We start from the raw sequence: 26,669 nt of genomic DNA on the forward strand, positions 1-26,669 counted from the left end.
GATGCCTCGCAGCGTCCCCTGCAAGGGGAAAAGGCACCAGGGCCTGTTAACGCTATTTTTGCAAGATGCGTTGCGAGTCAAAAAGGCATTGGGCAAGGCGCAAAACGCCGTCGGGGTAGGCCCCCGACAAGGCTTTGCAACGCCGCCCAGGGTCTTTTTGATCGCAACCCGGAGGGAACGGTATGAAAACAGCGCCACTCGGCGTTGCACGGCTTGCCCAGACACCCGGTCTGGGCTGCGCCCTGCGCCTTGATTGGCACTGTTTTCATACCGTTCGCATTTGCAAAAATAGCGTTAACAGGCCCTAGACGCCGCGAAGCGGAGTGAGAACGATAGGGGTGTTCAATCGTAGACTTCGGCCTCAGGGTCCGTGGCCTCGAGTTCGTAGCTGGCCGACAGCATGGCCAGGCGGGCGATCACGCCATACATATAGAAGCGGTTCGGGCTGCTGGAGCCCGGCTTCTCGCCTGGCTGAGGTAAGCGCCCGCTATCAGCAAAGGCCAATGGCACAAAGCTGGCACCCGGTGCATTGAGGTTTTCATCGACGCCGCGCTCGGCATGGACGCGGTAAAAGCCGCCGACCACATAACGGTCCATCATGTAGACCACCGGCTCGGCCACCGCTTCGTTGACGCGTTCGTTGGTCAGCACGCCTTCTTGGATGATGACCTCGGACAGCGCCTGGCCGTCCTTGGTGGTGCTCATCTTGTTCTTGGTCTTGCGGTTGAGCTGCTCCAGGTCCTTCACGTCGCGCACCGTCATGATGCCCATGCCGTAAGTGCCGTTGTCGGCCTTGACCACGACGAACGGCTTTTCATTGATGCCGTATTCCTTGTACTTGCGCTTGATCTTGGTCAGCAGTGCGTCGACGTTGGTGGTCAGGCAATCCATGCCGGTTTCTTCGGCAAAGTTGACTTCACCGCACTGCGCGAACATCGGGTTGATAAGCCACGGGTCCACGCCCAGCAACTTGCCGAAGCGCTTGGAGACTTCTTCATAGGCCTTGAAGTGGCGCGACTTGCGGCGCACCGACCAGCCGGCATGCAGCGGCGGCAGCAGGTACTGCTCGTGCAGGTCTTCCAGAATGCCGGGTACACCGGCCGACAGGTCGTTGTTCAGCAGGATGGTGCAGGGGTCGAAGTCCTTCAGGCCCAGGCGCCGGTCGGTGCGGATCAGCGGCTCCAGCGTGATGCTCTCGCCGGTAGGCAAGTTCACGGCAGTGGGCTGCTTGATTTCGCTGCTGAGCGAGCCGAAGCGCACATTCAGGCCGGCCTGATGAAAGATGCGGCGCAGCTGCAGCAGGTTGGACAGATAGAAAGTGTTGCGCGTGTGGCTCTCGGGCACCACCAGCAGGTTGCGCGCTTCGGGGCAGATCTTCTCGATGGCGGCCATCGCGGCCTGCACCGCCAGCGGCAGCATCTCGGGCGTGAGGTTGTTCCAGCCACCGGGGTAGAGGTTGGTGTCGACCGGCGCCAGCTTGAAGCCAGCATTGCGGATATCGACCGAGCAATAGAACGGCGGCGTGTGCTCCATCCATTCCAGCCGGAACCAGCGTTCGATGGCGGGGGTGGAGTCGAGGACGCGCTGCTCCAGTTCGTTGATGGGGCCGTTCAGGGCGGTGATGAGGTGCGGAACCATGGCGTCCTAACAAGAAAACCGGAAGTAAGAAAACCGGGGAAAAGAAAAGAGTAGAGGTGTCGCTGCAGCGGCCGGCCAGAGGCCCGCCACCGGCTCACGTGATTTTGATGAGCGCATTGCAGGGGTCACTGGAATGAATGGCGACAAGATTGATGCCGATCTGGTGATGGCGGTAGCCCTGCTGCTCCAGCAGGCGCCGCACAGCTGCGGCATCGGTCTTGATGGTTTCAATCAGCATCAGCGGCTTGTGGGCCTCGATGGCCTGGGCCGCGCCGGCCAGCGCCTCAAGCTCCATGCCTTCGATGTCGAGCTTGAGGAAATCCAGCCGGGGCAGCTTCAGGTCATCGACCGCGATCATTTTCACGGCCTGCCCGCCCGCCTCGGAGTAATCAATCGCCTGGCCAATGAACTCGTTGCGCTGGCTCTGGCGCAGCTCCAGCGAACCAAAGCTGGCCGGCTTGAGGTAGTTGGGTCGCGGAATGGTGATGCTGCCAGCCTGCGCGCCGAGCGCCGCATGGTGGGCCGAGGCATTGAAGCAGTTGTTGAGCGCGATGTTGCCGGCCAGCGCGTAAAACACCCGCTCCTGCGCCTCAACCGCAATCACCTCGCCCCAGCCGTGCATGTGGCGCGCCCACTCGATGCTGTGCACGCCGATGTTGGCACCACCGTCAATGGCCACCACGCCATCGCCAGCCGTCTGCCGGCGCAGCGTGAGCAGGCCCAGCACCAGCTCGACCTCCTGCGGGTCGAAATACGAGCTCTCGAAGATCTGGTGCCCGACGCCATAGCCGCGCGTGGCATCGACCATGTGGAAGTCGTTGCGATTGACGATGAGCGAGCCGTGGCCAGACGACACCAGAACAAAGGGCAAGGGGCGGGGAATGACCTTCATCGCAAACTCTGTGTTGTAGCCGAGACGGGGGCCGCAGTACGGTTCAAACCCGCACCTCGCCCTGGCCCAGCACGACGTACTTGAGCGAGGTCAGGCCCTCGATGCCCACCGGGCCGCGGGCGTGAAACTTGTCGGTGCTGATGCCGATTTCAGCGCCCAGACCGAACTCAAAGCCGTCTGCGAAGCGGGTGCTCGCATTCACCATCACGCTGGCGGAATCCACCTCGCGCAGAAAGCGCTGTGCGTGCATGTGGTCGCGCGTGAGGATGGCGTCGGTGTGGTGGCTGGAGTAGTGGTTGATGTGGGCGATGGCTTCGTCCACACCAGCCACCAACTTGATGCTGATGATGGGCGCGAGGTATTCCTCGAACCAGTCCTGCTCGGTTGCGGCACGCAGCGTGGCACCAGCCAGGCCCGAGAGCAGTGCCAGCGACTCTGCATCGCAGCGCATCTCGACACCCTTGGCCGCGTAGATGGCGCCGATCTTCGGCAGAAAGTCAGCGGCCACACCGCGTGCCACCAACAGGCCTTCGCTGGCGTTGCAGGGGCTGTACTTCTGCGTCTTGGCGTTGTCGGCCACCTTGACGGCCATGTCGATGTCGCAGGGATCATCGACATACACATGGCAGTTGCCATCGAGGTGCTTGATGACGGGCACCTTGGCGTCGCGGCTGATGCGCTCGATCAGGCCCTTGCCGCCGCGCGGAATGATGACATCGACAAACTGCGGCATGGCGATCAGGTGGCCCACGGCCTCGCGGTCGGTTGTCGGCACCAGCTGCACCGCATCGGCCGGCAACCCGGCCTGCATCAGCGCCTGCTGCACCAGCGTGGCCAGCGCCTTGTTGGAATCAATCGACTCGGAGCCGCCGCGCAGGATGCAGGCGTTGCCGCTCTTGATGGCCAGCGACGCGGCTTCAATCGTCACGTTGGGCCGGCTTTCGTAAATCATGCCGAACACGCCAATCGGCACGCGCATCTGCCCCACGCGGATGCCGCTGGGCTGCTCCTTCATGCCGATGATGTCACCGATCACATCGGGCATCGCGGCCAGCTGCTCGCAGCCCACGGCCACGGTGTCGATGATTTTGGGGGTCAGCTTCAGCCGGTCCAGCATCGGGCCGGCAAGACCCGCCGCCTGCGCGCGCTGCAGGTCGCGTTGATTAGCCGCTCCGAGTGCGTCGGCGCTTTGCCGCAACAGGGCCGCCAGCCCAACCAGCGCCCGGCTTTTGACGGCGGCCGGTGCGCGTGCCATCTGGGTGGAAGCGGCTTTGGCCTGCGCGCCCAGCGTGGCCATGAGGGGCGCCACGCCCGCATTGGCGTCTGGGCCCGGGGCCAGGGTGTGAAGGGAGTCGGGCGCGTTCATCACGCTATTTTCGCCGATTCGCGGCCGGATCGGCTTTTCTGCCCAACCAGAGGCGTGCGCCGGTCAACGTGCCCGGGCGCCTCCGGTGCACTGCTCGCATACCATGCCCGCCAGCCGGTGCAGCGCCTGCCAGCCATCGGCGGGCCAGTCGGGTTGCTTCAGGCCCTTCACAATGCCATCGACCTTGTGCGCCGCATGCAGCAGGTTGGCCAGCGTGGTGTCGCCCATTTGCGGCAGCACGCGCTCGAAGAGCTTTTCCTTCACGCCCCAGACGCGGTTCTCGCGCAGCGCCATCGGCATGGGTCGGCCCGCCTGGATGGCGTCTTTCACCCGCTTCATGCTGCGGATGTCTTCGCTCAGCGCCCAGTGCACCAGCACCTCGGATTCGCCTTCGGACTGCAGGCCGTCAAGCATGCGGGCCACGCGCAACGTCTGGCCGCCCAACACCGCTTCCGACAGCTTGAACACGTCGTAGCGCGCCACATTCAGCACCGCGTTCTCAACCTGGTCGAAGCTCAGCACGCCATCGCCCTGCCCCGGCGGGTACAGCAGGCCCAGCTTCTGGATTTCCTGGTGGGCGGCCAGCAGGTTGCCTTCCACCCGGTCGGCAAAAAACTGCAGCGTGCGCTGGCCCTCCTCACCGGCGGCTACGCGCTGGCCCTGCTGCTGCAGGCGCTGCGCGATCCACTGCGGCAGGTTGCGGCGCTCGATCGGGTCGAACTTGACGGTGACGCCATAGCTTTCGAGTGCGCCGAACCACGCGCCCTTGGTCGTCATGCTGTCCAGACGGGGCAGCAGCACCAGCGTTAGCGTGGAGTCGTCGCCCTGCGACCGCTCGGCCAGTTGCTGCAGCGCCACCGAGCCGTCCTTGCCGGGCTTGCCACTGGGGATGCGGATTTCAATGATCTGCTTGTCGGCAAACAGACTGAGCGAGCCGCCGCTGGCCAGCACCTCGCTCCAGTCGAAGTGGGCGCCGGCGACGGTGTGCACGGTGCGTTCGGTGTAGCCCTGCTCGCGGGCAGCGGCGCGCAGCGCGTCAGCAAACTCCTGCACCAGCAGCGGCTCGTCGCCGTGCAGGGTGTACAGGCTGCGCAAACCCCGCTTGAGGTGTTCCTGCAGTTGGGTCGGCGCCAAATTCATGGAAAGAGTTTAGCTTTGGAGAGTTTGTCGGAATCTTGTTGTTGATCGTACGGTACTGATTTTGTGGAGGACTGGTGCCGGGGGTTGCCCGGCTGCCAGTCACTTTCTTTTGCTTCGCCAAAAGAAAGTAACCCAAGAAAAGGCGACCCTGGTGCCTGCGTCCCTGCGCTGCGCTACGGGCAACCTGCGGTGCTCGGTCCAGGCGGGGTCTGGCTAAACTCGCCTTCGGCTCAGACAACGCCAGCCCTGATCCGCCTGAACCTCCGCTCCTCGGCGCATTCACAAGGGGTAGGGAAAGAGGAATACAAAAGACAAATACCGAAGTCCACAAGGACACGCCGTGGCGTGTCCTTGTTTGTATTGGCTTTCCGGTATCCGCTCCCGCTTGCCCCGTGTGGCTGGGCCGAGCAGCGTAGATGGAGGCGGAGGGTCAGGCCGCACTTGTTTGAGCCGAAGGCGAGTTGTGCGGACTGCCGCCGTAATCGAGCAGCGCAGGTTGCCCGTAGCGAAGCGGAGGGACCCAGACTTCGGGTCGCCTTCTCTTTGCTTACTTTCTCTTGGCGAAGCAAGAGAAAGTGAGTCGCCCGCCGGGGCGAGTCCCGGCCTCAGAACTTAGCCAATAAAAAATCAAAGCTTGCTGGTCGACAACAGCAGGCTGGTTTCGGTGTTGGCAATGCCTTCGAGCAGGCGAATGCGGCTGAGCACGCGGTCAAACGCCTCCAGGCTTTCGGCGCGCAGCTCGGCCACGATGTCCCAGCGGCCGTTGGTGGTGTGCAGCGCGGTCACCGCCGGGTCGCCGCGCAGCGCGACCAGCACGCGGTCGATGCGGTTGCCCTCGACGGCCACCGTCATCAGCGCGCGGATCTGATGGCCCTCGACCTGCGGCTTGAGTCGGGTGGTATAGCCGACGATGGTGCCGTCGGCCTCCAGCCGGTTGAGCCGGTTCTGCACCGTGCCGCGCGACACCCGCAGCACCTTGGCCAGCGAGGCCACCGACGCCCGGGCGTTGTCGCGCAGCAGCGAGATGAGTTGGCGGTCGGTGTCATCCATGGGCCAATTTTATGAACAAAACGTCAATTACATCTGACTTTTCGCTAGGCTTATCTGATGAATTGATCAGTTTTCTGGCTTTTATTTGACTGAGAGGCTTTGGACAATCACTTTCAAGGCGGCATTTGCCTGTCGGCATCGCCCGTACGTCAGAGACAAACCACCAAAGAACTCAGGGAACAACACCATGGTCGACTACATCGGCATTGAAGGTATCCAGCGCATCGTGGCGCGCACCGGGCCCGCTGCCTTCATGGCAGGGCTGGCCACCGAAATCGAGGCCGATTACCGCCGCTGGGGCGACTTCGACAAGTCGGCCCGCCACGCCATCCATTCGCCAGTGGGCGTGATCGAGCTGATGCCCACCAGCGACGGGCAGATGTATTCCTTCAAGTACGTCAATGGCCACCCCAAAAACACCGCGCGCGGGCTGCTGACCGTCACCGCCTTTGGCGTGCTGGCCGATGTGGAGACGGGTTACCCCCTGCTGCTGTCGGAGCTGACAGTGACCACCGCGCTGCGCACCGCCGCGATGTCGGCGCTGGCCGCCCGCTGGATGGCCAGGCCCGAGAGCCGGGTGATGGCGCTGATCGGCAATGGCGCGCAGAGCGAGTTCCAGGCGATGGCCTTCCAGCACATGCTGGGCATCCGCGCGTTCCGCCTGTACGACGTGGACCTGGCCGCCACCGACAAGCTGCTGCGCAACCTGCGCGCCCAAGGCTGGCAGGGCGTGAGCTTCACTGTGTGCAATTCGGCGGCCGAGGCGGTCACTGGCGCCGACATCGTGACCACCGTCACGGCCGACAAACGCAACGCCACCATCCTCACGCCGGAAATGATTGCACCCGGCATGCACCTGAACGCGGTGGGCGGCGACTGTCCGGGCAAGACCGAGCTGCATGCCGACATCCTGCGCCGCGCCGATGCCCGCGTGGTCGTCGAGTACGAGCCGCAATCGCGCATCGAGGGCGAAATCCAGCAGATGCCTGCCGACTTCGCAGTGACCGAGTTCGCCGCCATCCTGAGCGGCACCGCCACCGGCCGCGCCTCGCCTGCGGAAGTCACTGTGTTCGACTCGGTCGGCTTTGCGCTGGAAGACTACTCCGCGCTGCGCTATTTGTATAAACTGCAGCGGCAACACCACCAGCCCGAGGAGATTGATTTGATCCCGCACCTGGACAATCCCAAGAATCTCTTCTCGCTGCTGGCCAGCGGCACGACCACCGCCGCACATCGCCCACAGCAGCCACTGGCCCAGCGCGTGCCCGCCGAGCTGGCCGCCCCATGACGCAGCGCATCCGCCTGATCGGCGCACCCACCGACATCGGCGCCGGCGCGCGCGGCTCATCGATGGGCCCGGAAGCGATGCGCGTGGCCGGTCTGCAGGCCACACTGGAAGGCCACGGCCTGGCGGTCACCGACCACGGTAATGTGAGCGGCCCGGCCAACCCCTGGCTACCGCCGGTCAACGGCTACCGCCATCTCGCCGAAGTCGCCGCCTGGAACCGCGGCGTGCACGACGCGGTATACAGCGCGCTCAGCGAGGACGAAATGCCGCTCCTGATGGGCGGCGACCATTGCCTGGCCATCGGCTCCATCAGCGCAGTGGCGCGCCACTGCCGGCAGGTCGGCAAAAAGCTGCGCGTCCTGTGGCTCGATGCCCACGCCGACTTCAATACCAACGCGCTCACCCCCACCGGCAACACCCACGGCATGCCGGTGGCAGTGCTGTGCGGCCACGGACCGGTGGAGCTGACCGGCATCGGCGGCGTGTTCCCGGCCATCCAGCCTTCGGTGCTGCGGCAGATCGGCATCCGCAGCGTGGACGAAGGTGAGAAGCGCTTTGTGCGCCAGTCGGGCTTGGAGGTGTTCGACATGCGCTACATCGACGAGATGGGCATGCGCCACACCATGGCCACCGCGCTCGAAGGCCTTGACGCCGACACCCATCTGCATGTGAGCTTTGACGTGGATTTTCTTGACGCCAGCATTGCGCCCGGTGTGGGCACCGCCGTCAAGGGCGGCCCCACCTACCGCGAAGCGCAGCTCTGCATGGAGATGATTGCCGACACCGGCCGCCTGGGCTCACTCGATCTGATGGAGCTCAACCCCGCGCTTGACGTGCGCAACGGCACGGCCGAGCTGGCGCTGGATCTGATCGAAAGCCTGTTCGGCAAAAGCACGCTGATGCGGGCGTGACCGTATCAGGATTCAGACACATGGGCGCTGCGGCGCTTCAGCACGCGCCCCGGCGGCTCACTTCAACCAGCCGCGCTTCCGGAAGTACCACATCGGCACCACCGCACTGGCCACCATCAACGCGATCGCATAGGGGTAGCCCAGCGCCCAGTTCAGCTCGGGCATCAGCGTGAAGTTCATGCCGTACACGCTGGCGATCAGCGTCGGCGGTAGCAGGGCCACACTGGCCACCGAGAAGATCTTGATGATCTTGTTCTGATTGATGTTGATGAAACCGACCGTGGCATCCATCAAAAAGTTGATCTTGTCGAACAGGAAGGCAGTGTGCGAGTCGAGCGAGTCGATGTCGCGCAGGATCTGCCGCGCTTCCTCGAACTGCTCGGCATTGAGCATCTTGCTGCGCATCATGAAGCTGACTGCGCGGCGGGTGTCCATCATGTTGCGGCGGATGCGGCCGTTCAGGTCTTCGTGGCGGGCAATCGCACCCAGCACCTCGCCGGCGAGTGCGTCGGTCACATCGCCTGACAGCACCTGGGCGCTGACTTTCTCCAGCTCGACATAAATGCCTTCGAGTGTGTCGGCCGAGTATTCGGCGTCGGCATCGAACAGCTTGAGCAGCACTTCCTTGGCGTCTTCAATCAGGCCAGGGGCGCGGCGGGCACGCATGCGCAGCAGCCGGAATACCGGCACGTCTTCGTCGTGGATGGAGAACAGCACGCCCTTGCTGCGCAGGTCGTCGTTGACGAGGTTCAGGATGAAGGCCACCCGCACCGTGCGGGGCTCGGCGTCGTCGGCGATCAGGAAGTCGGAGCGGATGTGCAGCTCGCCGTTGTCTTCTTCGTAGAAGCGCGCGGATTCCTCGATGTCCTCGTCCATCGCGTCTTCCGGGATGGACAGGCCGTAGTACTGTTTGATCCAGCGCTTTTCCTCGACCGTGGGCGACTCAAGATCGACCCAGATCGGCTGGAATTTGGAGAGTTCTTCCAGGGACTCGATTTCCTCCTGGAAGAGGCGCCCGTTGGCGAGCGTGAAGATGTTCAGCATGAGGGGCTGCCTGTGAATTCAAGCTCCGGCACAAGGCAGCCAGAGCTGCCGCGCACAGGAATAAAGGGGGAAGGATGGTGGCATCGCTTTCAACCCCTTCTGGCAGCTGCTGGTGGTCAGCCTGCGTCGGTGCACGGGATTGAAAGCGGCCGACTGGGGCTGCTTTCCAAGGATTTCTCCGTCGTTGAGTTGGCTGCGATTATGGCACCGCAGGCGCATTCCATCCACCCTCGCGCAGCTTCAAATGCGCGCCGGACCTTCGTTGAAAAAAGCCAGCAGCTCGTCCTTGCGGGCATAGGCGTCCTGCTCGCCCAAAGCCATCAGGGCCTTCACAAAACCAGGCTCGAATAGCAGGTAGCTGGCCAGCGCCGCACCGCCCGGGCTGCCCTTGGCGCCCAACGCACCGAGGCCAGCCAGCGCGTTGTGGATGCCGGGTGGCAGCTCGCCCGCGTGCGCCTGCGCCAGCGCGTCGAGCGACTGCGAGGGCGCCATCGCCAGCACATCGACCGGGCGGTAGGGCATGATCGCGGCGATCTCGCGCGGCATTTGCCGCACCGTGCGGCTCACGCGCTGGGCCTGCTCCACGTCGGCCTGCAGGGTGTCCTGGAACACGCTGGCCATGGCGTGCCCTGCAATCGCGCCCAGCGTGGGCTGGCCGCTGATGCTGGCATCGGCCGGATTGACCAGGCCGGCGCGCTCGGGCTGGCCGACACCGATCACCAGCACCTTGCTGGCGCCCAGGTGCAGCGCCGGCGACAGCGGCGAGCTCTGGCGCATCGAGCCATCGCCGAAAAACTCGCGGTGCCCGTCCACCCACAGCGGCGTGGCCGGGAACAGAAAGGGAATGGCGGCGGACGCCATCAGGTGCTCGATGGTGATAGGCTGGAACTCGGCGCGCCGCCCCGGGCGGCTCCACAGGTCGGACGGCTTTTGCCTGGCCATCTGGCAGAAGGTCCAGTGCACGCCGCTGGTGTAGCTCGAGCCCGTGACCGCCAGCGCCCGCAGCGTGCAATCCTGCAGGGCGCGCTCGATGCGCTCCAGCGAAATGGCGCGGTGCAGGGTGTCGACCAGCGGCGTGCTGTCAAGCAGCGACTGCTGCGCCCGCACCTGCTGCGACAGAAACAGCGCGGCGGCAATGCGGCTGGAACGTATCCACGCAGGCACCTTCAGGCGGTACACCTGTGAGGAGCGCAGGCCGGACCAGAAGCTGGCCAGTTCGGCGAAGGCCTGCAGCCCCTCGCTGGAGCGGCTGGCCAGAAAACTGGCGTTCAGCGCGCCCGCCGAGGTGCCCACCAGAATCCTGAACGGAAAGCCGCGGGTGCCCGCCAGACTGAGCATGCTGGCCAGCGCATGCAGCACGCCGGCCTGGTAAGCGGTGCGGGCGCCGCCGCCCATCAGTACCAGTGCCGGGTTCTCGTCGTCCGGGCGGGTGAGGGCAGAAGAAATGATGGTTTCCAGGGACATGGATCGGTGCGTGGGTGTGGATGGCCGGGTTGATGGTGTGGATTTGGGTGCGGATTTGAATGGATTGCATGAATCTGTCGGCCAACGGCGCGTGTTCTGACAAGCCGCCACCAACCCGCATCAATTTGCATTCATTCACAGCAATCCGCCCGCCACCTTGCCGAAAAATCGCTGAAAAATCAATGGCTTGGATGAGACGGTCAACCATCAAGCCGCAGCCCCTGGCGGCGAGCGCGTTCACAGCGGGCCTGTCAGGCCACCGGTTTTTTCAGAAGGTTTCATTTTTATTGCGCTGCAAGGTTGCATTCAACAGGCTTCGGGCGCATAGTGAATCCAAGAGAGTGTCCCGCCTGCCGTACCGCCTTGCACCGGGGTGCGGCATTTTCAACCCCCTTCCAACCCATGGAAAAGGAGTCTCTTTATGAACTTGACGATCAGCGGCCACCACCTTGAAGTCACCCCCGCACTGCGCGGCTACGTGACCACGAAGCTGGACCGGATTACCCGGCATTTTGATCAGGTGGTGGATGTGAAAGTCCTTCTGACAGTGGACAACATGAAGGAAAAAGAGCGACGTCAGCGAGCCGAGTGCAATGTGCATGTCAAGGGTTGTGACCTGTTTGCCGAAAGCTCCCATGCTGACCTGTATGCCGCCGTCGATGAACTGACCGACAAGCTGGACCGCCAGGTGGGCCGCTACAAGACCAAGAAGCAGGACCACCACCACGCGACGGCCAAGCGCGAACTCTGAGTCACCCGCGCCGTGCACTGAACCGCACACTGAGCGCACCAAAAGCCGCTTGTCCTGTCAAGCGGCTTTTTTGCGCTCTTTTTTTGTCATCTTCCCGGCAAAGTGCATAATCCGGCGACCAAAGTCATGAACCGTCTTTCGCAAATTTTGCCCCCCTCCCAGGTGCTGGTCAGCGTGGAAGCGACCAGCAAGAAGCGCGCTTTTGAAGAGGCCGGCCTGCTGTTCGAGAACCAGCACGGCCTGAACCGTGCGCTGATCACCGACAGCCTGTTCGCCCGCGAGCGCCTGGGCTCCACCGGTCTGGGGCATGGCGTGGCGATCCCGCACGGGCGCATCAAGGGTCTGAAGGCGCCAATGGCAGCCGTGTTCCTGCTGCAGGCGCCGATCGGATTTGACGCCCCCGACGAGCAGGCCGTTGCACTGCTGATTTTTCTGCTGGTGCCCGAAGCGGCCACGCAAAAACACCTGGAAATCCTGTCGGAGATCGCTGAGCTGCTGAGCGACAGCGCCTTGCGCGAGCAGCTGAAAAGCAGCATCGACGCAGCCGCGTTGCACGGGCTGATTGCGGGCTGGCAGTCCGCCCACGCCGTTCACCCCTAGGCCTTCAGGGCCTTCCCACCCCACAGGTCGGCATGAAACCCACCGTTGTCAGTGCTGATGTCCTGTTTGAAGACCACCGCGGCTCGCTGAAATGGCAGTGGGTGGCTGGCCTTGGGGCCTCGGAACGCCGGTTTGACGAGGTCGCCGTGCGTGCAGCCCGCTCCGGCGCCGACCTTGTGGGCTACCTCAATTACATCCACCCCTACCGGGTGCAGATTCTGGGCGAGCGCGAGGTCGCCTACCTCACCAACGCCAGCCCCGAGGACTGCGCCCGCCGCATCTCCCGCATCATCACGCTGGAGCCGCCAGTGCTGGTCGTGGCCGACGGACAGACCGCGCCCGACACGCTCATCTCGCTGTGCGAGCGGGCCCAGCTGCCGATGTTCTCGACGCCGGAATCAGCCGCGTTCGTGATCGACGTGCTACGGGCCTACCTGTCGAAGCACTTTGCCGACCGCACCTCGATGCACGGCGTGTTCATGGACATTCTCGGTCTGGGCGTGATGATCACCGGCGAGTCGGGCCTCGGCAAGAGCGAGCTGGGGCTGGAGCTGATTTCACGCGGGCACGGTCTGGTGGCCGACGATGCGGTGGACCTGTACCGCATCAACCAGACGACCATTGAGGGGCGCTGCCCCGAGCTGCTGCAGAACCTGCTGGAGGTGCGCGGCATCGGCCTGCTGGACATCAAGGCCATCTTTGGCGAGACCGCCGTGCGCCGCAAAATGCGGCTCAAAATGATCGTGCACCTGGTGCGGCGCGAAACGCTGGAGCGCGATTACGAGCGCATCCCCTACGAACCGCTGACCCAGGACGTGCTGGGCGTGGCGGTGCGCAAGGTCATCATCCAGGTGGAAGCCGGCCGCAACATCGCCGTGCTGGTGGAAGCCGCCGTGCGCAACGCCATCCTGCAGCTGCGCGGCATCAACACCTATCAGGAGTTTGTGGAGCGGCACAAGAGGGCGATGGAAAATGATGATTGAGCCCCCACGCTTTTCACTTCGTGTAATGCGCTGCCCCCCGAGGGGGCCGTCCGCCTGTGGCCCGGCTAAGCCGGTTCCACGGCTCCGCTGGTCTGAATACCTCCGTATCTCTTGACCGTCTCAATAATTTCCGTTCGCCCTGACCCTTCGATACCTCAGGGCAGGGTACGCTCCGCGTATCGAAGGGCTCAGCCCACCTGACGGTCAGGCGTGGTGATGCCGCACCGGGGTGCCGTTGCGGTTGGGGCACTTGTCCTTGGTGCAGTTGGCGTAGATCGACAGGGAGTGGTCGGTGATGGCGAAGCCTTTGGACTTGGCCACTGCATGTTGGCGCTTTTCGATTTCGGCGTCGTAGAACTCCTCGACCTTGCCGCAATCGAGGCACACCAGGTGGTCGTGGTGCTGCCCTTCGTTGATTTCGTACACCGCCTTGCCGGACTCGAAATTGCTGCGGTTCAGCAGACCCGCCTGTTCGAACTGGGTGAGCACGCGGTAAACGGTGGCCAGGCCAATGTCGGAGCGCTCTTCCAGCAACACGCGGAACACATCCTCGGCGGTCATGTGGCGCTGCTTGCCGGTCTGGAAGATCTCCAGAATCTTGAGCCGCGGCAAAGTCGCCTTGAGGCCGGTGTTTTTCAGTTCGTCGATGTTGTTCATGGAAAACTCTCTGCGGTAAAACCAGCCATGAAGGGGCTCGCCAACAGCCGTCAGCCCGAGGCGCCCGGATACCGGCGGGAAACCCTCAACCGCTACAATGATTGATCATATCGCCACACCTTCCACTATGTCAGCCATGTCTGAAAATCATCGTTACAGCGTCAAAACCGCACTTGTCGTCCTGACCTGTACCGCGCTGTCTGCCTGCAGCAGCCTGCGCGACATGACCAGCGGCATGAGCGCCAGTTCCCTCAACCCGATCAACTGGGTCAGCCCTTACAAGGTCGATGTGATTCAGGGCAACTTCGTGTCCAGCGAGCAAGTGGAGCTGCTTCGCCCTGGCATGACGCGTGAGCAGGTCAAGGCCATTCTCGGCACGCCGCTGGTCAGCAGCCTCTTCCATGCCGACCGCTGGGATTACGTCTTCACGCTCAAGCGCCAGGGCGTGGAACCGCAGTCGTACAAGTACACCGTGTTCTTCAAGGGCAACCAGCTGGAGCGCTTCGCCGGCGACACCATGCCGAATGAGTCGGAGTTCATCTCCAGACTGGCAAGCAAACGCACCCTGGGCGAAGTGCCAGTGCTCGAAGCCACCGAAGACCAGCTGGCCAAAGCCGCCAGCAAGCCGTCAGCAGCGCAACCGGCTGCCACTGCCACACCTCCGGCAGGGGCTTCAGCACCTGCCACCGCCTACCCACCGCTCGAGAGCCCGAAGCAGTGAGCGGGGCCGGCCTGGAGACACGCCCGCACCGCATCGCCATTGCAGGCGCTAGCGGCCGAATGGGCCAGATGCTGATGGAAGCCGTCAGCGCCAGCGATGACTGCGTGCTCACCGGCGCGCTCGACATTCCTTCCAGCCCCGCCATCGGGCTCGATGCGACCGCCTTTGCCGGCCGCACCAGCGGCGTGCTGATCCAGTCGGACATCAACAGCGGCCTGAAGCATTCAGGCGTACTGATCGACTTCACCCGCCCCGAAGGCACGCTGGCCCACCTGGCCGCCTGCCGCGCGTTGGGCGTCAAGCTCGTCATCGGCACCACCGGTTTTTCCGATGCGCAGAAGGCCGAGATTGCGGCCGCTGCGAAAGACATCGCCATCGTGATGGCGCCCAACATGAGCGTGGGCGTCAACGTCACACTCAAGCTGCTGGACATGGCGGCACGCGCACTGGCCACCGGCTACGACATCGAAGTCATTGAAGCCCATCACCGCCACAAGGTGGATGCACCATCCGGCACCGCCTTGAAGATGGGCGAGGTCATAGCCAGCGCACTGGGCCGCGACCTGAAAGACTGCGCCGTCTATGCCCGTGAAGGCGTGACCGGCGAGCGTGATCCGTCCAGCATCGGCTTTGCCACCATCCGTGGCGGCGACATCGTGGGCGACCACACCGTGCTGTTTGCCGGCACCGGCGAGCGCATCGAGATCACGCACAAATCGTCCAGCCGCGCCACCTACGCGCAGGGCAGCCTGCGGGCGGCGCGCTTTCTGGCAACGCAGCCCACCGGACTGTTCGACATGTTCGATGTGCTGGGGCTGAAATGAGCGTCTGGCCCCTGCCTGCCTGGCACCGGGCGCCAGCGGTTGATCGATGAACTTCATGGCCCTCATCGCCCAGGGCGGCCCGGTCAGCCAGGGCGTGGCACTGCTGCTGCTCGGCATGTCGGTCGCCAGCTGGGTGGTGATTGTCTGGAAGGCGTGGCTGCTGCACCGCGCCTCTGGCGATGTGACCCGCAGCATTGCGGCCTTCTGGCAATCCAGCTCGATCACGCAGGCCAGCGAGAAGCTGGCCGCGTTTGACCGCGAAGCGCTGGTGCTGCCGCTGGTCGCCGCGACGCAACTGCAAACGGGCAACACACTGGCCTCGGCGGGAGACCTCTCGCAACAACTGACGCGCGTGCTGCGTGACGCACTGCATGCCGTGCTTCACAAACTGCAGTATGGTCAGGTCCTGCTGGCCACGGTGGGCTCCACCGCGCCCTTTGTGGGACTGCTGGGTACCGTTTGGGGTATTTACCATGCGCTGATCGGCATCGCGACGGCCGGGCAGATCACCATCGACAAGGTTTCCGGCCCGGTCGGTGAAGCCCTCATCATGACCGCCGCCGGCCTGGCCGTGGCGATTCCGGCCGTGCTGGCCTACAACGTCTTCGGTCGCCAGATCGGCCGCATCGAAGCAGACCTTGAAGGCTTTGCCCGCGATTTAAGAGAACTGGTGGCTTCGGCCAGCACCTCCAAGTGAGCAAGCCAGCCGTGATTACGGTAGCCATGCATTTTTCCGACGGGCCGCCCCTAGGAAGAATAGCCCCCTCGGGGGGCAGCGAAGTACGCGCAGCGACAAGCGTGGGGGCACCATGAGTTTCGGGAGGCTTGAACGCACGCAGGGCCCGCAGCCCATGAGCGAGATCAATGTCACGCCACTGGTCGATGTGATGCTGGTTTTGCTGGTGATCTTCATCCTGACGGCGCCCCTGCTGGCCAGTGCCATCCGGCTGGACCTGCCCAAGACCGACGCCGCGAAATCCGCCGAAGTCCCCGAGTTCATTGCGCTGGTGATTGACAAGTCCGGCGCAGTTTTCCTCGACGACAAACCCGCCACCCTGGAAGCGCTGACCCTGCGCCTGACAGAAGCGGCCCGCGCCAACCCCGACACCGAAGTGCAGTTGCGCGCCGATGAGGCCGTGCCTTATGGCCGCGTGGTGCAGATGATGGGCATGGCGCAACAGGCCGGGCTGAGCCGGATCGGCTTCGTGGCAGATCGAGCGGATCGGCTCACTGCACCCGCCCCCGGCCGCTAGCTCAATCGCGCACCGCGCCAGACTTGACACCGCCGCCCCGCCATCTGGCGGCGAGCCTCTAAAATCAATGTTTCGCCGCGCTGGCGCCACGTGGGGCCGGCAAGCGGCATCGCCTTGCCGGGACATCTTCTGAATGTCCCCGCGCACACCAGATTTCGCAGGTTTCCAGGCTTTTCATGCAAGACAAATACAACCATCTCGACGTCGAGCGCCACGCGCAAACCCACTGGACGGCGGCTGACGCCTACCGGGTGACAGAAGACCCGACGCGCAAGAAGTACTACGCCTGCTCGATGCTGCCCTACCCCAGCGGCAAGCTGCACATGGGCCATGTGCGCAACTACACCATTAACGACATGCTCACGCGCCAGCTGCGCATGAAGGGCTACAACGTGCTGATGCCGATGGGCTGGGACGCCTTCGGCCTGCCGGCCGAAAACGCCGCACTGAAGAACAAGGTGCCGCCCGCCCAGTGGACTTACGACAACATCGCCTACATGAAGAAGCAGATGCAGGCGATGGGACTGGCCATCGACTGGAGCCGCGAGGTCGCCACCTGCGATGCGAGCTACTACAAGTGGAACCAGTGGCTGTTTTTGAAGATGCTGGAAAAAGGCATCGCCTACCGCAAGACCCAGGTCGTGAACTGGGACCCGGTGGACCAGACCGTGCTGGCCAATGAACAGGTGATTGACGGCAAGGGCTGGCGCACCGGCGCGGTGGTCGAGAAACGCGAGATTCCCGGCTACTACCTGAAGATCACCGACTACGCCGAAGAGCTGCTCGACTGCGTGAGCCACAAGCTGCCCGGCTGGCCCGAGCGCGTCAAGCTGATGCAGGAAAACTGGATCGGCAAAAGCGAAGGCGTGCGCTTTGCGTTCACCCACAGCATCCAGGACGCATCGGGCACACTGATTGGCGACGGGAAGATGTATGTCTTCACCACACGCGCCGACACCATCATGGGCGTGACCTTCTGCGCCGTGGCGCCAGAGCATCCGCTGGCGCTGCATGCGGCCGCATCAAACCCCCAGGTCGCTGCATTCATCGAAGAGTGCAAAGCCGGCGGCACCACCGAAGCCGAGATGGCGACCCAGGAGAAAAAGGGCATCGCCACCGGTCTCTTCGTCACACACCCGCTGACCGGCGAGCAGGTCGAGGTGTGGGTGGGCAACTATGTGCTGATGAGCTATGGCGACGGCGCTGTGATGGGCGTGCCCGCGCATGACGAACGCGACTTCGAGTTCGCAAAGAAGTACGGTCTGCGCATTCAGCAGGTCACCGACGTGAAGGGCCAGACCTACAGCGCCGACGCGTGGGCTGACTGGTACGGCGACAAGCAGCAGGGTGTGGCCATCAACTCCGGCAAGTACGACGGCCTGGCCTACAAGGCTGCCGTAGATGCCGTGGCCAGCGACCTCGCGGCCAAAGGCCTGGGCGAGAAGAAAACCACCTGGCGCCTGCGCGACTGGGGCGTGAGCCGCCAGCGCTACTGGGGCACACCGATTCCCATCATCCATTGCGACGAGCACGGCGCGGTGCCGGTGCCCGAGAAAGACCTGCCCGTGGTCCTGCCGCAGGACTGCGTGCCCGACGGCTCGGGCAACCCGCTGGTGAAGCACGAAGGTTTTCATGCGGGCGTCATCTGCCCGGTATGCGGCAAGCCCGCGCGCCGCGAAACCGACACCATGGACACCTTTGTCGATTCGTCCTGGTACTACATGCGCTACTGCGATCCCACCAACGACAAGGCCATGGTCGCGGAAGGCGCGGCCTACTGGATGCCGATGGACCAGTACATCGGCGGTATCGAGCACGCCATCCTGCACCTGCTGTATGCCCGCTTCTGGACCAAGGTGATGCGTGATCTGGGTCTGGTGAAGGTCGACGAGCCCTTCACCAAGCTGCTGACGCAGGGCATGGTGCTCAACCACATTTACTCGCGCAAGGGCGACAAGGGCGGCATCGAATACTTCTGGCCGCATGAGGTGGAAGACGTCCACGACGCCTCGGGCAAGGTGACGGGTGCCAAGCGCAAGAGCGACGGCCTGCTGGTGAACTACGAAGGCGTGGGCACCATGAGCAAGAGCAAGAACAACGGCGTGGACCCGCAGGACCTGATCGAGCGCTACGGCGCCGACACCGCGCGCCTGTACACCATGTTCACCGCGCCGCCTGAGGCCACACTGGAGTGGAACGATGCGGCGGTCGAGGGCAGCTACCGCTTCCTGCGCCGGGTGTGGAACTTCGGCTTCAAGCTCAAGGCGCTGGATTCATCGGGGAACGCCGGACCCATGGACAAGGACACCAAAGCCCTGCGCCTGGAAATCCACACCGTGCTCAAGCAGGTGGACTACGACTACCAGCGCATGCAGTACAACACCGTGGTGTCGGGCTGCATGAAGCTGCTCAACGCGCTTGAAGACTTCAAGGGCGCCGCCAGCCCCGCATCCGCAGCCGCGCTGCGCGAAGGCTTCGGCATCCTGCTGCGCTGCCTGTACCCCGCGACACCGCATATCACCCACGCCCTCTGGACGGAACTCGGCTATGCCGCGACTGCTGGCGACCTGCTCGATGCCCCCTGGCCCGAGGTCGATGCCAGCGCCTTGCAGCAGGACGAGATCGAGCTGGTGCTGCAGATCAACGGCAAGCTGCGCGGTGCGGTCACTGTCCCGGCAGGCGCCGACAAGGCGGCCATCGAAGCCGCCGCGCTGGCGTCTGAAGCCTTCATCAAACAGGCCGCTGGTGCAGCTGCGAAGAAAGTCATCGTCGTGCCGGGCCGGCTGGTCAACATCGTCATCTGACCCACAGCGACCGCACCACACCCACCAAGGTACCACCCATGCAAACCCCGCAACGCCGCAACCTGCTGATCCTGATGGCCTCGACTGCCGGTGTGGCTGCGGCCAGTCTGTCGGGCTGCGGCTTTGCGCTGCGCAAGGCGCCCAACTTTGCTTTCACCACGCTCTACAGCGGCATCGCAGAGTCGTCACCGCTGGGCGTGGAGCTCCGGCGCTCGCTGCAGTCCACCGGCAAGGTGCGCGTCATCACCGATGCGCGACTGATCAGCCAGGCGCAGGTGGTGCTCGATGTGCTGCAGGACCAGCGCGAGAAGGTGGTGCTCAGCACCAACGCGTCTGGCCAAGTACGTGAGTTCCAGCTCAAGCTACGCTTTCGCTTCCGGCTGCGCACGCTGGCCGGCAAGATGCTGATTCCCGATGCAGAAATCCTGCAGCAGCGCGACATCAGCTTCAACGAGTCGGCCGTGCTGGCCAAAGAGGCGGAGGAAGGCCTGCTCTACCGCGACATGCAGTCCGATGTGGTGCAGCAGGTGCTGCGCCGGCTGGCGGCTGTGACGGAGCTGTAGTCCCCGATTCAGGACGCGTCGAACGCGCCCTGTACCCACTCGATGCGCGCCGGGTCACCTGCCTGCAGTGCCCCTTCCACCAGCACCACATCAAAGCGGCACGGCGGCAGGCTGGCAAAGCGCATCAGGTAGTGGCGTGCGGCAAAGATGATGCGCTGCTGCTTTACCGCACCGATGCTGGCCGCAGCCCCGCCATGGGACTGGCTGGCGCGCTGCCGCACCTCGACAAACACCAGTGTGCCGTCGCGCGCGCGCAGGATGAGATCAATCTCGCCACCGCCCCGGCCGGGCGTCCGATAATTGGCTTCGACCAGCGTCAGTCCGGCCTGCTGCAGATGGTGCAGAGCAGCTGCTTCGGCCGCATCGCCGCGTGACTTGGTGGTAACCTGCCCGGTCACGGATTTCCCCGACGCCGCCTCAGCAGCAGTCGCTGACCGGACCCCCTGTTTTCTGGAAAACCACATTGAACGCTTCTTTCGATCTCGCACGGGACGCAGCACATGCCGCAGCCGGCATGCAGCATTATCCGGAAGCGGCGCTCTATGTGGTCGCCACGCCGATTGGTAATCTGGCCGACATCAGCCTGCGTGCGCTGCAGGTGCTGCAGATCGTCAACGCGATTGCCTGCGAAGACAAACGCCACTCCCAGCCGCTGCTGCGCCAGTACGGCGTGGAGACCAGCGCCGACAAGGCGCTGCTCGCCATCCACCAGCACAACGAAGCCGAAGCCGCCGCAGGGGTGATCGAGCGCCTTCAGCGCGGTGAACGCGTGGCCTATGTCAGCGATGCGGGCACACCGGCTGTGAGCGACCCGGGTGCGCGGCTGGTGGCAGCAGTCAGGGCGGCCGGCTTTCGCGTGGTGCCGCTGCCCGGCGCCAGCAGCGTGACCACCCTGCTCAGCGCCGCTGGCGTGACGCGCGCCGAGGGCAGCGCCGACAGCCACAGCGGTTTTGTCTTTGCGGGCTTTCTGTCCAGCAAGGCCGGTGAGCGAGATCACGCGATTGAGCAGCTGCGGACCGACCCGCGTGCCACCGTGCTGCTGGAGGCACCCCACCGCATAGAGGCGCTGGCCAAGGCGCTGGCCGCGCTGCAGGAACGCCCCCTCACCGTGGGGCGCGAGCTGACCAAGCAGTTTGAAGAAATCGCCACGATGCCGGCGGAGGACTTTGCCGCCTGGCTGGCTACCAGCCCGCAACGCACCCGCGGCGAATTCGCACTGGTTGTGCACGGTGCAGCGCCTCTGGCATCGCTGGACGACGGCCTGCGGGTGCTGCGCCTGCTGCTGGCCGAGCTGCCGCTGAAAACCGCCGTCCGCATCGCCGCCGAGATCACTGGCGCAGCGCGCAACGAGCTGTACGAAGCCGCATTGAAGTTGAAGCAGGAATGAACCCGAACGCCGATCAGCTCTGGCGCGCACCCCGCTGGACACTGGCCGCCCTGCTGGCCGTGCTGGGCATGCTGGGGCCGTTTTCCATCGATACCTACATCCCTGCGTTCGCTGGCATCGCTACGTCCTTAGGCGCCACGCCGGTGGAAATGCAGCAGACGCTGTCGGCCTACCTGTTCGGCTTTGCCTTCATGAACCTGTTCCACGGCGCGCTGGCCGACAGCTTCGGGCGCAGGCCGGTGGTGCTGTGTGGCGTCGCCATGTTCACCATCGCTTCGGCAGGTTGTGCGCTATCGGAAAGCATTGGCCAGTTGGTGTTCTTCCGTGCGCTGCAGGGCCTTTCAACTGGCGCTGGTATTGTGGTGTCGCGCGCGGTGATCCGCGACATGTATCCGCCCTCGCAAGCCCAGAAAGTGATGAGCCAGGTCACCATTTACTTTGGTGTGGCGCCCGTCATTGCACCCCTGTTTGGCGGCTGGCTGTTTGTGCATCTGGGCTGGCAAAGTGTGTTCTGGTTCCTCACCGGGATTGGTGCAGTGCTGTGGCTGGTGAATCTCCGTTTTCTTCCGGAAACGCTGCCCGCCAGCGACCGCCAGTCTTTCCGCGTGCCCAACCTGATGCGGGGCTACTGGCAACTCGGTGCCAGTCCGCGCTTTCTCCTGCTGGCGCTGGCCAGTGGCGTGCCCTTCAACGGCATGTTTCTTTATGTTCTGTCAGCCCCGGTGTTTCTGGGGGAGCATCTGGCGCTGGCACCGACCCAGTATTTCTGGCTGTTCATTCTCATCATCACCGGCATCATGTCGGGCGCGTGGCTGAGCGGACGGCTCGCTGGCAAGATCGCGCCCAAGCAGCAAATACGACACGGCTTTGTGATCATGCTGCTGACATCACTGCTGAACGTGGTGGCCAACTTCGTCTTTGTGCCGAACGCCTGGTGGGCCATGGTGCCTATTGCGGTGTTCTCGTTCGGCTGGGCCCTGATGGTGCCAGTGGTCACACTGCTCGTGCTTGATTTGCATCCGGATCGCCGCGGTATGGCCTCGTCGCTACAGACCTTTGTGGGCTCGACAGCCAATGGCCTGGTGGCTGGTGTGGTGGCGCCACTGGTGATGCATTCCACGCAGGCACTGGCGCTGGTTTCGCTCGGCATGATGTGCATCGGGCTGGTCGCCTGGATTTACCTGCACCAGCGCTGGCCGGAGATCGGCCGCGCGCCCACATCACCGAACTGAATGGCCCGGTGGGCTCGCTAGTTGGGATCGGGCGCTTCCATCGAGTAATCCTGCCCCTGACCGGTTCGTTGCACCACGTTGTTCGAATCGAGGTAGACCCAGAACAGCATGTTCTCGCTGCCATCGCGCCAGCGGTAGGTCATGATGTCGCCCGGCCACGAACGCACGCGGTCCACCAGTGCGGGTGGACCGAAGGCCAACTCAACATCCGGTCGCGTCCACTTGCCGATGCCAATCTTGTAGAACTCGGATGACTTGAGCGCTTCCTGTGCAGCCACCACTTTGCCGGTGTTGTCCAGGTCCACCATGACGGCGTTTTGCCCTGCAGGCTGCGTTGAGTACTGCAGCCGTGTGCCGCCGTTGAAGGGCACAACGCGGGTGGGCTTGCCGTAACTGGCCAGCACCTCTTCACGCGACATGCCCGGAACAACCGCTTTGAAGGCGCAGCCCGCGAGGAGCACCAGAACCGACAAAGCGAGCGTTACGGTCTTGAATGCATGCATAGGAATCTCCGTTGCGCAATAAATGTGATTAAAGGACGTTAACCAATTCTGCACATGCTTGCCGGCAGCGTAGCCTTATTCCCGTGATCGACACCACGGTTTCCCGCAAAGACCGGGTGGGCATCAGAGAGAATCACGGTGGCAGGAGCCACCCCTGGGCAAGCAGCGTCGATCGCTTGCCGCATGCATGACTCCTTCGCGAATCATCAGCAATCGATTGCGCGCATCCATCCATAGCCATCACAGGAAAGTATCCATGACCACGTTTTCAGTGTTGTTTGTGTGCATGGGCAACATCTGCCGCAGCCCCACCGCGCACGGCGTATTCCGCCACAAGCTGGTTGCAGCCGGTCTGGCCGACCGCATTCGCGTCGATTCCGCTGGCACCCACAACTACCACCCAGGCAGTCCACCCGATGAACGCTCGGCCCACCACGCTGCCCGGCGCGGCTATGACCTCTCCGATCTGCGGGCGCGCCAGATCACCGAGGACGACCTTGCCCGACACGACCTGATTCTGGTGATGGACTGGGACAACCTGGCGCTGGTGCAGGACATCTGCCCCGAAGCGCATCAGCGCAAGGTTCGCCGCCTGACCGAGTTCTGCCTGCAACACGACAGCCCGGTGGTACCCGACCCCTACTACGGCGGCGCGGGCGGGTTTGATCAGGTGCTTGATCTGGTGGAGGACGCTTGCGAAGGTTTGCTGCGTCATGTGCAGCGCGTGGCTTGAGTTCGAGCCCGACATCCAGCAAATCGAAGCTGGCGTATTCCAGATGCACCGACTGATCGGATGACGGCTTCGGAGTGCCAAAAGAATTGCTGAGCTGGTGCATCAATTTGGATTGCAAGTCTTAACCCCGAAACGCTAAGTCGTTGATTTTATTGAAGCGAGCAGGTTCTAGCCACCGTCAGAAATCAACCGCGTCGGCAAAGGAAATGCAATCTAACCACGATTAACTACTTCAAAAATCGTCACTGCGGTCGTACCAGCCCTTCCAGACAGAACCGCGTTTTCCGACCACAAGCCCGCTTTTTTCTACCACCTCATCCGGTCGCCGACGCTACGCCACCCTTCAAATCAAACGAGTGACAAAGACTCTCCGTAGAAATAATTGATGTGAAGGCCTTGCAAAATATTGGCAAGCGTCAAATTCTGTGCTTCAATAAATCAATCGCTGAAAAACCCATCCTTGGGTCAGGCAGTGGGTGGCAGCTGGCCAATAACCCAGCCTAGATTTTCCGACTGGTCACAGCCACGAAGAAAATCCCAGTCAGCGGAGAGCATTTCTCCGCCCTGACCGACGGCATAGTCGCGTCATGGGTCTGACAGACCCTTTCATCCTTACGAGACCGATTTTGCGTCTCGTCACATAGCTCAAAACCCAAATTGCCTCGCGATGCGCGCTGCTGCGCGTCGCATGCAATGGTTTTCAGCACATGCGGTCGGGCGCATTTCAAGCCCCAATTTCCTTCGCGATCCCTGGATCGGCCCCACTCAATCTACTTTGGAGCTGTGTGATGGAAAACACCCTTGATACGACGATTTCCCCTTCTTCATCGGGCATAAATGCGCCCGCTCAATACGACATTTTGCTTCTGACTTATCGGATCAATAAAGCACTCAATGCACCTGCGAGTCAGCCCGCCCGAGCCTTCGTGCGGCGGAATCTCATCAGGTGTATGGACACTCTCTTTGTCTCTGAACCTGTCGTGGCAGTCGAGTGGCTAGACCTGAAGATCAACCTGATCAAGCTGATACACGCGGGTGCTGCGGAGGACAGCCTTCAGCTCTACGCCGTGGGGGGGATCGCCACAAAACATCCCGCATGGAGCCTGCTTGCCCTGATGCCGGCAGACGCTAGCCAGTCAACCGCCATGCTCATCGCAGCCGAGTTCCTCTTAGCCGTTCGTCTCGATCGCCAGATGCGTCCTGGGCCCCTTGAGCTGGCGCGGGTCGCCTGCATGCAGACACTCGACAAAGACGCCTTCTTACGCCATGAGCAGAAGATCAAAAACTACGCCAACCGTCTGGTTGGCGACTTACGCTCCTACTGCAGTATTGAAAAAAGGGGCCTCAAGAGCGCCGAGTTGCTGTTCGAAGCGCGGCTAACCGCCTGCTTAGTCGCTCGCTCGCGCAGCCTGCAACATGAAGATCGGGAAGGATCAGGATTGGCACGGCTGACCTCAATAGAGCTTCAGGCAACCATCCAGTCTTTGCACTCCGGCTGCCTTCACCACGAGCTCAAGCCCGCCATCCAGCTAGCTGCCTTTCGTGTGGGTCTGCCTTGGCCCTTATTTCTCAATATTCCTTTTGCGACTGCTCGAAAACCAGAAGTTATGGTTCAGTTTGATGTGCAGGCAATGGAATTCCTGATTGACCTTGCTCAAGTCTTCCATGACCGGGACAAGCAGGAGGGGCAATCATTTGTGCCCACAAGTTCTGTCCATCGCTTGCGGATTCCCAAAGAGGCTGGCGTCGTCATTCAACAGGCTTACTACAACAACCCGAATGCCGAGCGCCTTAGCGACCTGATGGACGGTTCCACTGAAGAAACTGCGATACCCGGGATCCATGAGGGAGCGATCCGAGTGACGGTCGCTCGTCTCATTGCCACCGCAGGCGCAAGTGCTGTCAGCGCTGGGGTCGACTCCGCAGTGGCTGCTTATTTGACCCTGCAGTTTGGTCTGATCGGCCACTCCGCACACGCCTACTTCAATGCCACGTCTAAGGAAATGTTGGTCGCAGAACAGAAGTGGTTTACCTCACTCGGCCTGAGTCATCCAGTCAGCGTTTGTCCAGATCACCATGTGGCGGTTGGGGCGTCTTCGACGCCCACACAAGAGGCCATTCAATCACTGTATACGTGGCGCGTTGAGCAGGTTCATTTGGCGGCACCAGGACGTCGATGCGGGCTGCCTCGCCTCCTGCATTTTCATGACTGCTTTACCAGGGCAGTTACCTTGATGGTGGCGCTATGTCTTGGCAGCCGTAATGAGTCGCCGATGACGATTCAAGCGGACGACCCAACATCCCATCTGAGCACGATCAACTACCAACACAAGCTCAACGGCCCCAGTATGGGTTTGAGCGTCCTCCCATGCCCCGAACTGCTCAAGTGTCAGATTGAACTCTGGTTCTGCCACCTTGAGCGACTGATGCGCCGAATGGAACACATTGACCCGCATAACCAACTCATCGGGCATATTCAGCGTGTACTGGATCGGCAGTCTGTCCCGCTTCTGTTTTTGGCATCAGATGGCTACAAGCCAGCTTCGTCGGCTGATATTTTCAGTGATCTCACGGACGCGAAGCTTCGCCTTTCGCTCGATTTCTCGAGACACTTCTTCATGAACGACCCCCGACGTTTCGGGGTGACGCACGAAGAGACTGAGGCGTGGCTGCGTCACCATAGCCGTAGCCGCTCTAGCTATCTGATGACCAGTATGGGGATTGATTCAGACTGGATGTCGACCATGTCGGCCGCGATCGACGCCACACTTGGAGACATGAAAATTCGCCCCATCGTTGGGCTGGGGAGGAAGAAATGATCCTCCGCCGGAAAGCAGTTATGCCAATGCAACCGCCGAGGATGTT

The 26,669-nt window shown here is 62.8% G+C and carries 25 protein-coding genes; 15 read left to right on the plus strand and 10 right to left on the minus strand.

The annotated features are described in order from the left end of the window. Positions 1-342: 342 nt before the first annotated feature. The 5 genes from gshA to AAG793_RS14475 form a co-directional block, all read right to left on the minus strand. Positions 343-1,638, minus strand: coding sequence for a glutamate--cysteine ligase (gene gshA, locus AAG793_RS14455; RefSeq protein ID WP_341909369.1), 1,296 nt, complete (start codon positions 1,636-1,638; stop codon positions 343-345). A gap of 94 nt (positions 1,639-1,732) precedes the next feature. Then, positions 1,733-2,530, minus strand: a complete 798-nt coding sequence (locus AAG793_RS14460) for an FkbM family methyltransferase (protein ID WP_341909371.1) — start codon at positions 2,528-2,530, stop codon at positions 1,733-1,735. A 43-nt stretch (positions 2,531-2,573) separates the two neighbouring features. Next, the gene (locus AAG793_RS14465) at positions 2,574-3,827 is read right to left on the minus strand and encodes a glutamate-5-semialdehyde dehydrogenase (RefSeq protein WP_341909465.1); all 1,254 of its coding nucleotides are present in this window, start codon (positions 3,825-3,827) and stop codon (positions 2,574-2,576) included. 132 nt (positions 3,828-3,959) lie between these two features. Continuing rightward, positions 3,960-5,036 carry a DNA polymerase III subunit delta gene (gene holA, locus AAG793_RS14470; RefSeq protein WP_341909373.1) on the minus strand — a complete coding sequence of 359 codons (1,077 nt, stop codon included), beginning with the start codon at positions 5,034-5,036 and terminating at the stop codon, positions 3,960-3,962. 627 nt (positions 5,037-5,663) lie between these two features. After that, positions 5,664-6,086, minus strand: coding sequence for an Lrp/AsnC family transcriptional regulator (locus AAG793_RS14475; RefSeq protein ID WP_341909376.1), 423 nt, complete (start codon positions 6,084-6,086; stop codon positions 5,664-5,666). Between the two features lie 187 nt (positions 6,087-6,273). Here AAG793_RS14475 and AAG793_RS14480 point away from each other — a divergent pair, with 187 nt between their 5' ends. Both AAG793_RS14480 and rocF read left to right on the plus strand, forming a co-directional pair. Beyond that, positions 6,274-7,374 carry an ornithine cyclodeaminase gene (locus AAG793_RS14480; RefSeq protein ID WP_341909378.1) on the plus strand — a complete coding sequence of 367 codons (1,101 nt, stop codon included), beginning with the start codon at positions 6,274-6,276 and terminating at the stop codon, positions 7,372-7,374. Continuing rightward, a complete protein-coding gene (gene rocF, locus AAG793_RS14485) occupies positions 7,371-8,285 on the plus strand; it encodes an arginase (protein ID WP_341909379.1) in 915 nt (304 codons plus the stop codon). The genes AAG793_RS14480 and rocF overlap by 4 nt, the downstream gene beginning before the upstream one ends. 57 nt (positions 8,286-8,342) lie before the next feature. On the opposite strand, the gene corA is transcribed toward rocF, so the two are convergent. Together corA and AAG793_RS14495 are read right to left on the minus strand one after the other, a co-directional pair. Continuing rightward, the gene (gene corA, locus AAG793_RS14490) at positions 8,343-9,329 is read right to left on the minus strand and encodes a magnesium/cobalt transporter CorA (protein ID WP_341909381.1); all 987 of its coding nucleotides are present in this window, start codon (positions 9,327-9,329) and stop codon (positions 8,343-8,345) included. Between the two features lie 240 nt (positions 9,330-9,569). After that, complete coding sequence (locus AAG793_RS14495) at positions 9,570-10,793, minus strand: patatin-like phospholipase family protein (RefSeq protein ID WP_341909383.1); 1,224 nt, start codon at positions 10,791-10,793, stop codon at positions 9,570-9,572. A 421-nt stretch (positions 10,794-11,214) separates the two neighbouring features. On the opposite strand from AAG793_RS14495, the gene raiA reads away from it, so the two are divergent. The 3 genes from raiA (at position 11,215) to hprK (ending at position 13,127) form a co-directional block, all read left to right on the plus strand. Continuing rightward, positions 11,215-11,544 (plus strand): ribosome-associated translation inhibitor RaiA, encoded by a 330-nt coding sequence (raiA, locus tag AAG793_RS14500; RefSeq protein ID WP_341909385.1) that lies wholly within the window; start codon positions 11,215-11,217, stop codon positions 11,542-11,544. A 126-nt stretch (positions 11,545-11,670) separates the two neighbouring features. Beyond that, complete coding sequence (locus AAG793_RS14505) at positions 11,671-12,144, plus strand: PTS sugar transporter subunit IIA (protein ID WP_341909387.1); 474 nt, start codon at positions 11,671-11,673, stop codon at positions 12,142-12,144. A gap of 32 nt (positions 12,145-12,176) precedes the next feature. Further along, the gene (hprK, locus tag AAG793_RS14510) at positions 12,177-13,127 is read left to right on the plus strand and encodes an HPr(Ser) kinase/phosphatase (RefSeq protein WP_341909388.1); all 951 of its coding nucleotides are present in this window, start codon (positions 12,177-12,179) and stop codon (positions 13,125-13,127) included. A gap of 204 nt (positions 13,128-13,331) precedes the next feature. On the opposite strand, the gene fur is transcribed toward hprK, so the two are convergent. Further along, positions 13,332-13,784, minus strand: a complete 453-nt coding sequence (fur, locus tag AAG793_RS14515; RefSeq protein WP_341909391.1) for a ferric iron uptake transcriptional regulator — start codon at positions 13,782-13,784, stop codon at positions 13,332-13,334. 136 nt (positions 13,785-13,920) lie between these two features. Here fur and AAG793_RS14520 point away from each other — a divergent pair, with 136 nt between their 5' ends. The 6 genes from AAG793_RS14520 to lptE all read left to right on the plus strand — a co-directional run bounded on the left by AAG793_RS14520 (position 13,921) and on the right by lptE (position 19,949). Continuing rightward, positions 13,921-14,505 (plus strand): outer membrane protein assembly factor BamE, encoded by a 585-nt coding sequence (locus AAG793_RS14520; protein WP_341909393.1) that lies wholly within the window; start codon positions 13,921-13,923, stop codon positions 14,503-14,505. 11 nt (positions 14,506-14,516) lie between these two features. Continuing rightward, entirely contained in the window at positions 14,517-15,329 is an 813-nt protein-coding gene (gene dapB, locus AAG793_RS14525) for a 4-hydroxy-tetrahydrodipicolinate reductase (protein WP_341909467.1), read from the plus strand. A gap of 46 nt (positions 15,330-15,375) precedes the next feature. Further along, positions 15,376-16,026 carry a MotA/TolQ/ExbB proton channel family protein gene (locus tag AAG793_RS14530; RefSeq protein ID WP_341909394.1) on the plus strand — a complete coding sequence of 217 codons (651 nt, stop codon included), beginning with the start codon at positions 15,376-15,378 and terminating at the stop codon, positions 16,024-16,026. Between the two features lie 112 nt (positions 16,027-16,138). After that, positions 16,139-16,582 (plus strand): biopolymer transporter ExbD, encoded by a 444-nt coding sequence (locus tag AAG793_RS14535; protein WP_341909397.1) that lies wholly within the window; start codon positions 16,139-16,141, stop codon positions 16,580-16,582. Between the two features lie 176 nt (positions 16,583-16,758). Beyond that, positions 16,759-19,386, plus strand: coding sequence for a leucine--tRNA ligase (gene leuS, locus AAG793_RS14540; protein ID WP_341909399.1), 2,628 nt, complete (start codon positions 16,759-16,761; stop codon positions 19,384-19,386). Positions 19,387-19,424: 38 nt separating this feature from the next. Beyond that, positions 19,425-19,949: an LPS assembly lipoprotein LptE gene (gene lptE, locus AAG793_RS14545; protein WP_341909401.1), complete on the plus strand. Its 525-nt coding sequence runs from the start codon at positions 19,425-19,427 to the stop codon at positions 19,947-19,949. 8 nt (positions 19,950-19,957) lie between these two features. On the opposite strand, the gene AAG793_RS14550 is transcribed toward lptE, so the two are convergent. Beyond that, on the minus strand, positions 19,958-20,413 hold the full coding sequence (locus tag AAG793_RS14550; protein WP_341909404.1) for a YraN family protein: 456 nt from the start codon (positions 20,411-20,413) through the stop codon (positions 19,958-19,960). A 50-nt stretch (positions 20,414-20,463) separates the two neighbouring features. Here AAG793_RS14550 and rsmI point away from each other — a divergent pair, with 50 nt between their 5' ends. Together rsmI and AAG793_RS14560 are read left to right on the plus strand one after the other, a co-directional pair. Beyond that, positions 20,464-21,336 carry a 16S rRNA (cytidine(1402)-2'-O)-methyltransferase gene (gene rsmI / locus AAG793_RS14555; protein WP_341909469.1) on the plus strand — a complete coding sequence of 291 codons (873 nt, stop codon included), beginning with the start codon at positions 20,464-20,466 and terminating at the stop codon, positions 21,334-21,336. Next, positions 21,333-22,568 carry a multidrug effflux MFS transporter gene (locus AAG793_RS14560; RefSeq protein WP_341909406.1) on the plus strand — a complete coding sequence of 412 codons (1,236 nt, stop codon included), beginning with the start codon at positions 21,333-21,335 and terminating at the stop codon, positions 22,566-22,568. The genes rsmI and AAG793_RS14560 overlap by 4 nt, the downstream gene beginning before the upstream one ends. A 17-nt stretch (positions 22,569-22,585) precedes the next feature. Here AAG793_RS14560 and AAG793_RS14565 read toward each other — a convergent pair whose 3' ends face one another. Beyond that, entirely contained in the window at positions 22,586-23,071 is a 486-nt protein-coding gene (locus AAG793_RS14565) for a hypothetical protein (protein ID WP_341909408.1), read from the minus strand. Positions 23,072-23,327: 256 nt separating this feature from the next. Here AAG793_RS14565 and AAG793_RS14570 point away from each other — a divergent pair, with 256 nt between their 5' ends. Further along, entirely contained in the window at positions 23,328-23,804 is a 477-nt protein-coding gene (locus tag AAG793_RS14570; protein ID WP_341909410.1) for a low molecular weight protein-tyrosine-phosphatase, read from the plus strand. A gap of 788 nt (positions 23,805-24,592) precedes the next feature. Then, on the plus strand, positions 24,593-26,623 hold the full coding sequence (locus AAG793_RS14575) for a hypothetical protein (protein WP_341909412.1): 2,031 nt from the start codon (positions 24,593-24,595) through the stop codon (positions 26,621-26,623). The last annotated feature ends 46 nt before the right edge of the window (positions 26,624-26,669 follow it).

It is taken from the genome of Polaromonas sp. YR568, from assembly GCF_943372955.1.
Lineage (GTDB): Bacteria > Pseudomonadota > Gammaproteobacteria > Burkholderiales > Burkholderiaceae_C > Polaromonas.